Annotated in this window: 14 protein-coding genes; 11 read left to right on the forward strand and 3 right to left on the reverse strand. The window is 36.9% G+C overall.

Going from position 1 to position 12,993, the window contains the following annotated elements; all coding sequences use genetic code 11:
- The first annotated feature begins 71 nt into the window (after positions 1 to 71).
- The 3 genes from KUI_RS03675 to KUI_RS03685 are packed head-to-tail and all read left to right on the forward strand — an operon-like array spanning position 72 to position 2,202.
- Complete coding sequence (locus KUI_RS03675; protein WP_013522497.1) at positions 72 to 1,001, forward strand: energy transducer TonB; 930 nt, start codon at positions 72 to 74, stop codon at positions 999 to 1,001.
- Between the two features lie 18 nt (positions 1,002 to 1,019).
- Positions 1,020 to 1,739, forward strand: a complete 720-nt coding sequence (locus KUI_RS03680; RefSeq protein ID WP_014840336.1) for a MotA/TolQ/ExbB proton channel family protein — start codon at positions 1,020 to 1,022, stop codon at positions 1,737 to 1,739.
- A 1-nt stretch (position 1,740) separates the two neighbouring features.
- On the forward strand, positions 1,741 to 2,202 hold the full coding sequence (locus KUI_RS03685; protein WP_013522499.1) for an ExbD/TolR family protein: 462 nt from the start codon (positions 1,741 to 1,743) through the stop codon (positions 2,200 to 2,202).
- Here KUI_RS03685 and KUI_RS03690 read toward each other — a convergent pair.
- On the reverse strand, positions 2,199 to 2,687 hold the full coding sequence (locus KUI_RS03690; RefSeq protein ID WP_013522500.1) for a TM2 domain-containing protein: 489 nt from the start codon (positions 2,685 to 2,687) through the stop codon (positions 2,199 to 2,201). The genes KUI_RS03685 and KUI_RS03690 overlap by 4 nt on opposite strands.
- An 8-nt stretch (positions 2,688 to 2,695) precedes the next feature.
- Complete coding sequence (locus KUI_RS03695) at positions 2,696 to 3,478, reverse strand: ferritin-like domain-containing protein (RefSeq protein WP_013522501.1); 783 nt, start codon at positions 3,476 to 3,478, stop codon at positions 2,696 to 2,698.
- A gap of 129 nt (positions 3,479 to 3,607) precedes the next feature.
- Here KUI_RS03695 and KUI_RS03700 point away from each other — a divergent pair, with 129 nt between their 5' ends.
- Together KUI_RS03700 and KUI_RS03705 are read left to right on the forward strand one after the other, a co-directional pair.
- Complete coding sequence (locus tag KUI_RS03700; RefSeq protein WP_013522502.1) at positions 3,608 to 5,419, forward strand: ABC transporter ATP-binding protein/permease; 1,812 nt, start codon at positions 3,608 to 3,610, stop codon at positions 5,417 to 5,419.
- Positions 5,386 to 5,838 (forward strand): GNAT family N-acetyltransferase, encoded by a 453-nt coding sequence (locus tag KUI_RS03705; RefSeq protein ID WP_013522503.1) that lies wholly within the window; start codon positions 5,386 to 5,388, stop codon positions 5,836 to 5,838. The genes KUI_RS03700 and KUI_RS03705 overlap by 34 nt, the downstream gene beginning before the upstream one ends.
- Here KUI_RS03705 and KUI_RS03710 read toward each other — a convergent pair whose 3' ends face one another.
- The gene (locus KUI_RS03710) at positions 5,839 to 6,225 is read right to left on the reverse strand and encodes a SirB2 family protein (protein ID WP_013522504.1); all 387 of its coding nucleotides are present in this window, start codon (positions 6,223 to 6,225) and stop codon (positions 5,839 to 5,841) included.
- A gap of 96 nt (positions 6,226 to 6,321) precedes the next feature.
- Here KUI_RS03710 and KUI_RS03715 point away from each other — a divergent pair, with 96 nt between their 5' ends.
- From KUI_RS03715 to KUI_RS03740, 6 genes are all read left to right on the forward strand, one after another.
- Positions 6,322 to 7,065 carry a TSUP family transporter gene (locus tag KUI_RS03715; protein WP_225972114.1) on the forward strand — a complete coding sequence of 248 codons (744 nt, stop codon included), beginning with the start codon at positions 6,322 to 6,324 and terminating at the stop codon, positions 7,063 to 7,065.
- 64 nt (positions 7,066 to 7,129) lie between these two features.
- The gene (rnr, locus tag KUI_RS03720) at positions 7,130 to 9,601 is read left to right on the forward strand and encodes a ribonuclease R (protein WP_014840337.1); all 2,472 of its coding nucleotides are present in this window, start codon (positions 7,130 to 7,132) and stop codon (positions 9,599 to 9,601) included.
- Positions 9,601 to 10,338, forward strand: a complete 738-nt coding sequence (rlmB, locus tag KUI_RS03725; protein WP_014840338.1) for a 23S rRNA (guanosine(2251)-2'-O)-methyltransferase RlmB — start codon at positions 9,601 to 9,603, stop codon at positions 10,336 to 10,338. The genes rnr and rlmB overlap by 1 nt, the downstream gene beginning before the upstream one ends.
- Positions 10,339 to 11,595, forward strand: coding sequence for a cystathionine gamma-synthase family protein (locus KUI_RS03730; RefSeq protein WP_014840339.1), 1,257 nt, complete (start codon positions 10,339 to 10,341; stop codon positions 11,593 to 11,595). It abuts the gene before it with no gap.
- A 58-nt stretch (positions 11,596 to 11,653) separates the two neighbouring features.
- On the forward strand, positions 11,654 to 11,935 hold the full coding sequence (locus tag KUI_RS03735; protein ID WP_013522509.1) for an HU family DNA-binding protein: 282 nt from the start codon (positions 11,654 to 11,656) through the stop codon (positions 11,933 to 11,935).
- Between the two features lie 75 nt (positions 11,936 to 12,010).
- Positions 12,011 to 12,991, forward strand: a complete 981-nt coding sequence (locus KUI_RS03740; RefSeq protein WP_014840340.1) for an HlyD family secretion protein — start codon at positions 12,011 to 12,013, stop codon at positions 12,989 to 12,991.
- Positions 12,992 to 12,993: the final 2 nt, after the last annotated feature.

Genomic DNA, 12,993 nt, shown 5'->3' on the forward strand with positions numbered 1-12,993 from the left:
CTAAAAATTCTGATAGAATTGCAAACGTTAATGGGAATTATTATCATTAACGGGATATTGATAATTTAATAATGAAAAAATATAAAAAAAATAATTTATTAACTGGTGTGGTCGCTGGTTTAGTTACGGCGACTCACATAGCTGGATTCTCAGGGTTTTTAAGCATATCTCCCCCTAAATTAGATTTAAGTGTAGACAGTTTGGCATATGTGGACTTGTCAGGTATGTCTATGGAAGGAGCTTCTTCAGGGGCAGATGAGAGTGCTGATTTGCCTGAGGTTAAGGGTGAGATTAATGAACCAGAACCAGAACCTGAGCCAGAACCAGAACCAGAACCTGAGCCAGAACCTATTCCAGATCCTGTCGAAATTCCACCATTGCCTGAGCCTATTCCTGACCCTGCGGTAATACCACCATTGCCACAGCCAGAGCCAATTAAGGAAGAAGTAAAGCCTGACATTGTCGAGCAGCCAAAAGTGGAACCGAAGCCAGAGCCAAAACCTGAGCCCAAGCCCAAACCGAAACCCAAACCTAAACCGAAGCCAAAACCAAAAGTTGAGCCCAAACCGAAACCTACTCAACCAGTTAGTTCAATTAAGAAAACAATTGGTGATTCAACATCTCAAAATACTGGAGCAAAAGGTGCTTCAGATAAAGGCGAGGGTTCTGGTGTAGGCACTGCACAAAAAGAGGGCGGAAATTCTGAAGGGGCAGTAGTTCCTGCTACTCATATTGGTGGTCATCTAAATAATCCTAAACCTCCTTATCCTCAACAATCAAAAATGAGAGGTGAAGAGGGTTCCGTAGGGTTAAGAGTTAAGGTAACAGCCGACGGACGAGCAGCAAGTGTAGAGGTTGTTAAAAGTAGTGGATATTCTAGGTTAGATAACTCTGCTAAAAAAGCAGTTGAAAACTATAGGTTCTCTCCTGCAAGACAAGGTGGAAGGGCTATACCTTTTACTTATACATTTTCAATTAATTTTAAGCTTAATAAAAGATAATTTTTAGAGGAAGATATTATGGATTTATCATTGGTTTTTAAACAAGGAGACCCAGTTCTTATTGCGGTTTTCCTGATTCTTATTCTCATGAGTGTAATAACATGGACTGTTATTATCGTGAGAGCTCTAAAATTATTTGTTGTAAAAGGAAAGAACAAAAAGGCACTTTCTCGCATTTGGGCTTCTAAGGATATGAGCGAGGTTGAAGCATTTGTACGAAAAGACACTTCAACCATCTCTAATGTAGCTGAGGACGGTATAGATGCGATGAAAAAGCACACAAGTACGGATGGAAACTTCTTGGGTCGTGAGATTTCACTAGATGAATTCGTAGGTCGTGGGCTTAGAAATAGTATTAAGCAAACTATGCGCAGGTTTGAGGGTGGTCTCACAGCATTGGCTTCCATAGGTGCTACAGCTCCTTTTATTGGGCTTTTTGGTACAGTTTGGGGAATCTATCACGCACTAATAAATATCAGTGCTGAGGGTCAAATGAGCATTGCCGCAGTAGCTGGTCCAATCGGTGAGGCTTTGGTAGCAACAGCTGCAGGTCTATTTGTGGCGATACCAGCCGTTTTAGTTTATAACGCACTAGTTAGATCAAACAAAACACTGCAACAGGATTTAGATGCATTTGCTCATGATTTTTATCCACAAATAATATCTAGTGCACCAAAACATTGCCATCCTAATGAAGTGGTATATGCATCAGAAGTAGCAAATAATCAGGAGAATTGATATGGCTTTTGGATCTATGGGCTCAGGAGATGGAGACGATTCAGCTCCTTTAGCGGATATTAATGTAACTCCGTTGGTGGACGTTATGTTAGTTTTGTTGATTGTTTTTATGATTACAATGCCAGTACTAACGCATTCAATTCCACTTCAGCTACCAGTTGTTTCTTCTAAATCTGATGTGCAACCTAAGGACCCATTACGTCTTTCAATTGATAAAGATGGTAATTACGCTTTAGGTGAAACGACTTTGAATTCAAAGGAAGAGCTGGAATCTAAGCTACTAGAAGCAAAACAAGACAACCCAGAAGTGATTCTAGCTATAGCGGCTGATAAAGAGGTTCCTTATGAGCATGTAGCTATAGCTTTAAGTATTGCGAAAGATGCAGGTTTATCAAAAGTTGGATTTGTAACTCAACAGGAAGATAGAAAACCTGCAACACCTAACGAAAACAAAACAAATTAATGGGCAGGGTATTTTTTATCAAATTCTACTTCACTCATTAGACCGAATCTGAAAGCATCTATAAGGCTTATAATTACGGTAAATGGGGCAAAGATAATAGTACATACCAAATATAAAACACCATAACCGGCTTGGCGTAGATAAAACCTATGTGCTCCAAGCCATCCAATTAATATCGCTAAAATTATAGCCATACGCTTGCGGTTTACTCTTGTAGAAAAATTAGAATTAGGATATCTTGAACTAGATTGTCTTCGTACAATCCACAATGTACCAAATACTGCGATTAAGCCAGCTATCAATAACTTCCATGGGTTATCTGCAATAAAGTTGTAAAGTGCTCTGTAGTAGTGCTCTAGAAAATCTACGAGTCCACCAAATAGATAATCAAATAGATTAACAATATCAGCTAATAGCTCCTCCCCGCGATAAAGTGCAAGAATGGCTGCTATGAATAAAATAATCCCAATAAAAATAGCTGGCATAATAACTCCTAATTATTCAACCAATTCAAAGTGGCTTCTGTAAAACCTGCATCCTTACGACCATTAATATTAAATGGACCCTTAGGTTTTTTCATGCCATAAGTATCCAGAAGCTTTTTATAAGTTTCTAAAGGGTCTAACCCTTCAACCTCGCAAGCATAATTAAACCACTTTGTACCGAATCTAACATGCCCAATTTCATCTCTCAAAATAATTTCTAAAATCTCTACAGCTTTGATGTCTCCCGCTTGTTTTAATTTATCCTGCATACCAGGGTTAACATCAAGACCACGTGCTTCAAGTGTAACTGGTACTAAAGCCAATCTTGCTTTAATATCATTTGAGGTTTTCGAACATATATCCCACAGTCCACTATGAGCTGGCAAATCCCCATACTGCATATTTAGTGTTTTTAAATGTGTACTAACTAAATTAAAGTGGAAAACTTCCTCTTTAGCTACCTGAAGCCAATCTAAATAAAACTGTTTAGGCATGCCAGCAAAACGCCATACTATATCAAGTGCTAAATTAATAGCATTAAATTCAATATGTGCAATAGAATGCAGAAGACTAGCTCTACCAGCAACTGAACCAGCAGATCTATGCATAACCTCTTTAGGGTCGATTAGTTCCGGTTTATCTGGTTTGCCTGGAATATCATACTCAGGAATTAAAATTTCAGATATTTCTAGGGTGGCAATGTCCTCTTTAATAGCTAATGTAAGCTCGCATTTATTTTCTATGTTCCGTTCCTCTAAAGCTTTAAGTGCAAGCCTACGTAAAGAAGACATTTACTTTCCTTTCAGTTTTATGACGTTTTGACTTCAAAAACGTTTCATTAATCTTAATAATATATATAATACAGATTCTTTATATCTCAAGATAGAAAATTGAGGCAGTATTTCGCTTAATTTCAAACAATGAATTGGTCAAAAGAACTTTTAGATAGTGCAATTTGGATAGCAAAATCATATGTATTTTGTATCGTATTCCTCGCCATAGTTGGTGCAATTATAGTTAAAACAACAACATGGGGCAGACAGTTTTGGTTTCTTGCTAGGAAATTCTTTGACCCTAAAGTTACTAATTACAAATATAAATATTATCCGATTATTGGATTTGCAGTTATTTTGTTAATTGATCTTATGGGTGTTCGGCTAGGGGTTCTTTTCTCCTATTGGTACAAAAATATGTATGATGCACTCCAAAAAGTAGACGAAAACATATTTTGGGTTCAAATGGTCGTCTTCTCTATACTAGCAGGCATACACATTTTTAGAGCCTTACTAGCATATTATTTAAATAATCGTTTTAAGATTAGGTGGAGAGAAAATCTCAATGACGACTTGTTGAGTAAGTGGCTTAATAAGAGAAGTTATTTGAGAAGTTATTACCTTAATGAACCTATAGACAATCCCGATCAAAGGATACAACAAGATATTCAATCTTTTGTAGGTTACGCAACAGATTTAACATTAGGACTTTTAACATCAGTTATTTCTATAATCGCCTACACGGCAATTCTATGGAATTTATCAGGACCAATAGAATTTCATAGTTTCACTATTCCTAAAGCGATGGTATTTATCATATTCTTATACGTGATCTTGACTACTGTCCTCGCATTTAAAATTGGTCATCCATTAATTAAATTAAATTTTATTAGCGAAAAAGTTAATGCAAACTATCGTTATTCTCTGATACGAATTAGGGAGTATGCCGAAAGCATTGCTTTTTATGCAGGTGAAAAACTAGAACTTAGTAAGCTTAAAAATAAATTTGAACAAGTTATTAAAATCTTTTGGGATATTATTTTCAGAAATTTGAAATTCCAAGGATTTAATCTAATAGTTTCTCAAGCATCAGTAGTTATTCCATTTATTATCCAAGCCCCACGCTTTTTTAGTGGCAAAATCCTCCTTGGAGACATGATTCAAACTTCTCAGTCTTTTTCTGCTTTAAGTGGGTCTTTATCATTCTTTAGAGAAAGCTATGACACGTACGCAGCTTTTAAAGCAGTTCTCGATCGTCTTACAGGTTTCTATGAAAACATAAATAAAGCAGAGAAACTTCCAGAGCCAAATCTTGTTTATGATGATCAGAAATTAAAACTTCAAAATGTAGATATTTATACACCTTCGAATAAGCTTTTAGTTAAGGATTTAAATTTTGAAGTAAATAATGGTGAAGCTTATCTTATACAGGGTGCTTCAGGCTCAGGTAAAACGACTCTTTTTAGATGCATCTCAGGACTTTGGCCATATAGTTCGGGTCAAATTACTGTTCCTAAAGACGGTGTTCTCTTTCTATCTCAAAAACCTTACTTGCCTGAAGGTTCACTTATAGACACGTTTTTCTATCCCAACCCATCTAAAGATTCAGATAATTCTATGATGGATAAGATTTTGGATATGGTGGCATTGCCACACTTAAAGGGTAGGTTAAATGAAGTCGCAAACTGGTCTCATACTTTGTCTTTAGGTGAGCAACAAAGAATAGCACTTGCTAGGATTCTGATAAATAAACCCAAAGTTATATTTTTGGATGAAGCTACTTCTGCTATGGATGAGGGGCTTGAATTCAACATGTATAAGATGATTATCGAGAAGATGTCTGATTCTAAGATAATTAGTGTTGGTCATAGGTCAACTTTAGTTCAACATCATACGCACTTATTAACTCTTCTTGGAGACGGTAATTGGTCCTTAAAAGAATTGAATCGAACGGTCTAAATATTCAAGTAGGAGACTGGGATCTTTTAAAGGCTCCTGCATACTCCATACGGAATGTGGTTTTTGTAGAAGAGCAAAAGGTGCCAGTAGAAATTGAACTAGACGATATGGATGAAAAAAGCACTCACGTTGTTGCTTTTGATGACAATGAAAGACCTATAGCTACTGCTAGACTTACACCTGAAGGTCTTATAGGACGTATGGCAGTTCTAAAAGAGTATCGCGGTAAAGGTATCGGGGCCGTAGTTTTAAATTTGATTATCGATGCCGCCAAAGATGTTGGATTTAAAAAAGTTAGTCTAGCCGCCCAATTGCAAGCAATTGGATTTTATGAAAATGCAGGATTCGAACTAGAAAAAGATGCACAAGTTTTCTATGATGCTAATATCCCTCATAAGATGATGTTTAAGTACATATAATCAAAATACTAAAAACCATCCCAAAGGTGATTTGTATTTTGCCATTCCAATAATCCATACAAATACGAAAATTGAAGCAATAGCATAAACAGTTTTTTCTGATTGGGACTTGGATTTTTTGAGTGCCTTATGCCCAAGTAAAATGTACAAACCTAAGCATAAAATTTTGCAAATTATAAATAAATGATTAAAGCCGTAAACCCAAACTAGCATCAATGCACACACAAATAGTACAGAATCAATTAAATGTGGTAAATACTTAGCCCAGTTTTGAAGCAGGATTTCTGGTTTAAAGTATGAAATTAAAATTCTAATTACGAATAATGAAATACTCATATAAGCTGCATGCTCATGAACAAATTTTATATTTTGGTAATGCTCAATCATATTATTCGCAAAATTAAAATATCATATTACTTTTTATTCAAACAGTAATAGAAGCCTTTTTAAATATAGGGATTTATGGAACTCGATTTTAGTTTAATGCAATTAGTATTACTTTTCTCCGTCGGATTGATTGCTGGTTTTATCGATTCAATTGCTGGAGGTGGGGGTCTAATAACAATTCCTGTCCTTATGCTTTCTAATGTTCCCTTAATTTCTATGTTAGCAGTAAACAAAATTCAAGGTGTAGCTGGATCTTCTACTGCTACTTTGACTATGATAAAGAAAAGGGTGATTAAGTTTGAAGATGTGTGGAAGCCGTTTTTAGCTTCATTTGTAGGAGCTGCTATAGGCGCCATTGCCATACAATTTTTTAATGAAAAGGCTTTGAGTATTATTATCCCGATTGTGTTATTAGGGATCGGTTTTTATTATTTGCTCACACCATCAATCGGCAGTGTTGAGGTAGAACCTAGGCTTTCAGAATCAAAATTCAATTACGGTGTTGTGCCAGGGATTGGGTTTTATGATGGAGCTTTTGGACCTGGAACAGGATCTTTCTTTTCTCTCTCATATATACTTCTTAGAGGTAAAAAAATAATAGAGGCCACAGGTTCAGCAAAAGCTTTAAATTTTGCTAGTAATATCGGATCCATGCTTGTTTTTGTGATCGGAGGGCATGCCATTTGGAGTATCGCAATTGTAATGGCTATTGGGCAAATCTTAGGTGCGTTTTTGGGATCCCTTGTAGTCATAAGCAAAGGAGCTACTTGGATACGTCCCATGGTTGTAGTAATGTGTTTTTTGATGGTTGCAAAATATTTGTACGAGCAATTTTCTTAAATTCTGTATAAACGTAAATCTTTTTAAAGTTAAAATGTTCTTATTGCATATCTTGGAGTCATAAATGGTATCAAAGAAGAAAATCTCTACTCCTTTGGATGTGCCCAATTCTCTAGCTTTAGAGTCTGGTATTCAATTCGATCCAGATGTGCCTAGTCGCGAAGACATCCTGAAATTTATGCGTGAGCATAAAAAACAAATTGGCTTGGATGCATTATCTAGACATTTCAACTTAACTCGTGAGTCTGCTATACAGGGACTAGCTAAAAGGCTCTCTGCTATGCTTCGGGATACTCAACTTATATCTGTTCGACAGGGTTATAAAATTAACGATAATCTTGATGACCTTATCACGGGCACAGTTCAAGGTCATAGAGATGGGTATGGTTTTTTAATATCCGATGACTCGGAGGAGGATATTTATCTACCAGAAAGAGAGATGCTTAAGGTGCTTCATGGGGATATAGTCACCGTCAGAGTAGTTGGTGATAATCGTGGACGACCAGAAGGTGCTATTTTTGAGGTTCTTGAAAGGGGTACTACAAAATTAGTAGGTAGGATTCTTCATGAACAAGGACAATGGGTTGTTGTACCAGAAGATACACGTATTAAGCATGACATTATCATTCCTAATAGTGACATTTCGAAAGCAAAACACGGAAATGTGGTGGTCACTGAAATCGTTAGGCAGCCAACTAGGTATTCACAACCCTTAGGAAAAGTAATAGAAGTTTTAGGTGATATTGACGATCCTGGCATGGAGATTGAAATTGCAATTCGCAAATTTGATGTGCCTGTTTTGTTTTCTGATGCTACTCAAAAGTTAGCAAAAACCTTCCCTAAAGAACTTCGTCCTTCTGATTATAAAGACAGGGTCGATCTTAGAGATGTGCCATTTATTACTATAGATGGTGAGGACGCTCGAGATTTCGACGATGCGGTGTACGCAGAACTTGTTAATATAGGCTCTGAAAAACGTAAACGTATGGCATGGCGATTATTAGTTGCTATTGCCGATGTTTCTCATTATGTAAAACCAGAGGATGCTTTAGATAAAGATGCCCAAGAGCGTGGGACTTCAGTTTATTTTCCAAGACGTGTTATTCCTATGCTTCCAGAGGTGCTATCTAATGGGCTTTGTTCATTAAACCCTAATGTAGATCGTCTTGTGTTAGTGTGCGACATGATCATATCAGAGTCTGGTGCTAAAGCAGGGGAGATCTCAGCTTATCAATTTTATAATGCTGTAATTCACTCTCATGCACGAACTACATATACGCAAGTTTGGGATATGATTCAAAATGAAAGTGGTCCAAATTCGCAGAAATTTAAGCATGTTCGTCCTCATATTCTAGATTTATATCAGTTGTTTAATACCCTATATAAACAAAGACAAGACCGTGGCGCGATAGATTTCGATACTATTGAAACTAAAATCATAAGTAATGAGATGGGCAAAATTGAACAAATAGTTCCTTTTATCAGAAATAACGCCCATAAGCTAATTGAAGAATGCATGCTAGCCGCAAATACATGTGCCGCTGATTTTATTATTGCCAAAAAGCAGCAGGCCCTGTTTCGCATACATGAAGGTCCTACTACAGAGAAACTGCAATCTCTTAGAGATTTCCTGAAGAATATTGGGCTTACTCTTGAAGGTGGAGCCGAACCAGAAAGTAAACATTACGCCAAGATGATAGAGTTAGCTAAAGCTAGACCAGACTTTCAAGTTATTCAAACTCTTGCTCTTCGCTCAATGCAACAAGCAATATATAGTCCTGATAATGTCGGACATTTTGGTTTAGCTTATGATGCTTATACACATTTCACATCACCTATAAGACGTTATCCCGATTTGTTAGTTCATAGAGTTATTAAAGGGATACTGTCAAAACAAAAATATAGCCCAAAAATTGAAGGGTATGAAAGAGTTAAAGGTGAACCTATTAAAGCATACGAACATGGCGTATGGGAGAGGCTTGGAATCCAAATGTCGGCTATGGAACGTAGGGCAGATGAAGCTTCTAAAGATGTTGAATCATGGCTTAAGTGTTGGTTTATTAGAGAACGTACTGGTGAAATTTTTAGTGGCAAAGTATCTTCGGTTACGTCCTTTGGGCTTTTTGTCACCCTTGATACTTTATATGTGGATGGTCTTATTCATATCTCTGAACTTGGAGCTGATTTTTTCCAATTTAATGAATCGACTCATGAATTAATAGGAGAAAGAACTGGAAAACGATATAAACTCGGTGACACTGTTCATGTTCAAGTTGCTAGTGTAAATCTGGAAGCTAGAAAAATAGATTTTCTCCCAGTTAAAGGATTAAGCTATTCAAATGTCCAAAAAGAATTAATGGGCATGGAAGAGGGCATTGCCACCCAAAAAAGTTTTAGAAAAAAGGCGGCAAAAACTAAACCCCAAGAACTTAAGGGAATGACATCACAACAAAGACGTGCAAAACTTAAACGCGAACAAAGAGAAGAGTTTAAAAAAACTAATTCAAAAAAATCTTCCCGTAAAAGAAAAAGATAATGTCAAATACACAAATTCTTGCTGGCTTTCATGCGGTTAATGCCCGAATAAAACTAGCACCAGATTCAATTAAGGAAATTTATTTTGAATCTAATAGAAAAGATTCCCGTATGCGAACGCTACTTGAACGTGCAACGGAACTTAAGATAAAAACATATGCAGTTGATAGTCAAAGATTAGATGCATTGGCAAAAGGTATAAAACATCAAGGCGTTTTGGCAATAGCCTCTATGCAACAATTAGCAGTTTCTATAGATGACGTACTTGATGTTATAAATAAACCTGCTTTGCTTTTGATTTTAGATGGCGTTACGGACCCACATAATTTGGGAGCCTGCCTAAGAACCGCAGATGCGGCTGGTGTGCATGCAGTTATCGCACCAAAAGATAGATCGGTGGGTTTAAATAGTACCGTTCAACGTGTCGCATGTGGTGCTGCAGATACTGTTCCATATATTATGGTTACAAATCTAGCACGGACATTACGTTCTCTAAAAGAAAGAGGAATCTGGATTATAGGAACTACTGATGCTACGGAGAAAAGTGTTTATGATATAGATGCTAAACTTCCAACCGCTTGGGTTATGGGGGCTGAGGGCGATGGTATGCGCAGACTAACGTCCGAGTCTTGTGACCAACTAGTGCGTATTCCTATGTTGGGTTCAGTTGAAAGTCTAAATGTTAGTGTTGCTAGTGCTGTTTGTCTATATGAGAGTCTAAGGCAGAGGTCAATTTAAATGTCTGAAAATTCATTTACTACTGAAATTCTTCACTCGGATAGAAAATTAAAAATTGAAACCAATCCCGTTCAGTTTCCTATTCATGCTACGTTGCATTACGCATTTGATAAAGTAGAAGATTTAATTGCAACTTTTCAAGGAAAATCTGGCTATGCGTACACTAGACAAGGGACTCCGACTACAACTGCATTAGAAACTAAAATCAACACTATGGAAGGTGGAGTTGGTACAGTTTGTTTTTCCTCTGGTATGGCAGCTATCGCAGGGGTGTTTCTAACTCTATTGAGGGCAGGTGATCACTTTATAAGTTCTCACTTTATCTTTGGCAATACTAATAGTTTTTTCAGTACCTTAGAACGTCTAGGTATAGAAATTACCTACGTAGATACTACGAACATGGAGGATGTCGAGGCAGCTATTAAACCAAATACAAAATTAGTGTTTTGCGAGAGCATTGCCAACCCTATGACCCAAGTTAGCGATTTAAGTAGCATAGGTGATCTGTGCGATAGCAAAGGTTTAATCTTCTTTTTGGATAATACTATGCTTACGCCAATTATTTTTAAGGGGCGTGATGTAAGGGCTTCACTTGTGATGCATTCATTATCTAAATCTATGGGTGGACATGCGAATGCACTTGGAGGTTCTGTTACGGATACAGGTCTTTTTGATTGGTCTCGTTATCCAAATATACATGAACGTTATCGAAAAGGGGATAGTAAAAAATGGGCTATTACGCAAATAAAAAAGAAATTTTTGCGCGATATGGGTGCCACAATGTCTGCGGATTCTGCTCACAAAATATCTGTTGGCCTCGAGACGCTTGAATTGAGAATTAAAAAAACGCATGAAAATGCTTTAGGATTGGCTCGCTACTTGGAAGAGAGTCCTTATTTTAAAAACGTATCCTACCCTGGTCTTGAATCACATCCACAACATGATCAAGCTATAACCTTAACAGGTGGCAGTGGTTTTGGATTCCTTGTATCAGCTGAGCTTTCAGAAGAATTAGATATGTTTACAGTTTTGAATAGCTTTAAAACTATCATTCTTGCATCTCATTTGGGTGATAATCGTACATTATGCATTCCAGTAGCTCACACTATTTTTCATGAAATGTCTCTTGAAACCCTCAATAATATGGGTATCAGCCCTAATACTTTACGTTTTTCAGTTGGAATCGAGGCATTATTAGATATAATAAAAGACATAGAGCAAGCAGTAGTGGCTCGCAAGAACCCAAGCCCAGTTTGATGTTGGCTTATTTTCAGGTATATTTATATTATTTTTCTTTAGTAAAATAGGGGTCCAAATGAATAAAACCGAATTAATCGAAAAAATTGCAGAAAAGACTGATCTATCTAAAGCAGCTGCTGGTCGTGCTCTTGATGCAACTATCGAAGCAATCAAAGCTTCTATGAAAAAAGGTCAACCAGTTACTTTAGTTGGTTTCGGTACTTTCCGCGTTAACGTTAGAGCAGCTCGTAAGGGTCGCAATCCTCGTACTAAAGAAGTTATTCAAATCAAAAAAGCTAAGGTGCCTAAATTTGTTCCAGGTAAGGCTCTTAAAGAAATCGTTAACGGCGGTAAGTAAGTTAACCTTATCTAGTTATTTCAATTAAATAAAGCCTGTTAACAACAGGCTTTATTGTTTTTATAATACTAGGCTATGAAAAAAATTATTATTATCTTAATTTTGGTAGCAATAGCAGGTGGTTCCTATTGGTATTTCACTCGACAAAATGAATCATTGCCAGAAGGGATTGTCTCTACTAACGGACGATTAGTTATGAATCGTTTGGACTTAGCTAGTTTATATCCTGGTAGAATCCATGAGATCCATGTGAAAGAAGGTGATGATATAAAGAAAGATCAAGTCTTAGTATCACTTTCTTCTGATCAGTCTAAGTCCCAATTAGCAGCTACCGAGGCAGCACAAAACAGGGCCAAAGTTGCAACTGAAAGAGTTCAGTCAGAAATTGATGCTAGAAATCAGCAGATGAAAGTTGCTGAATTAGAGTATTCAAACGCAAAAAAACTTTACAACCAAAGGTTGATATCATCTGTAGAACTATCACGTAGAAAACTAGACTACGAGACAGCTAAAGCGGCTGTAGATGCTGCTACTGCTGGGCTGGCTGAAGCTGAAGCTGGTGTTGAGCAAGCTAACGCTCAAGTAAATGCAGTTAAATCTGCGGACAGCGATTTAGAGGTTAAATCCCCTATTGACGGTAGAGTTGAATTTGTTATTGTTCAAAAGGGTAATGTAATAGGCCCAGGCAGTAAGGTTGTATCTTTGTTGGATCCAACTGATATTTATATGAATGTGTTCTTGCCTACACAGGATATTGCCAAACTTAAGCTTAATTCAGAGGCCCGTATAGTTTTAGATGGGGTAGATGCAGTATTTCCAGCTAAAGTTGTGTTTATTTCTTCAAAAGCTCAATTTACTCCAAAATATGTTGAGACAAAAACTGAACGAGATAAGCTTATGTATAAAGTTAAGCTCCAAATTCCACCTGAGTTATCTATCAAATACAATGCATATTTAAAAGGTGGTTTAACAGGTGTTGCATACTTTAACTTTACTGATGAAGGAACATGGCCTTCTATTCTAGAAATTAAGAATCCGCCTTCAGAAATTAAATAAGG

It is taken from the genome of Taylorella equigenitalis ATCC 35865 (assembly GCF_000276685.1).
Classification (GTDB): domain Bacteria; phylum Pseudomonadota; class Gammaproteobacteria; order Burkholderiales; family Burkholderiaceae_B; genus Taylorella; species Taylorella equigenitalis.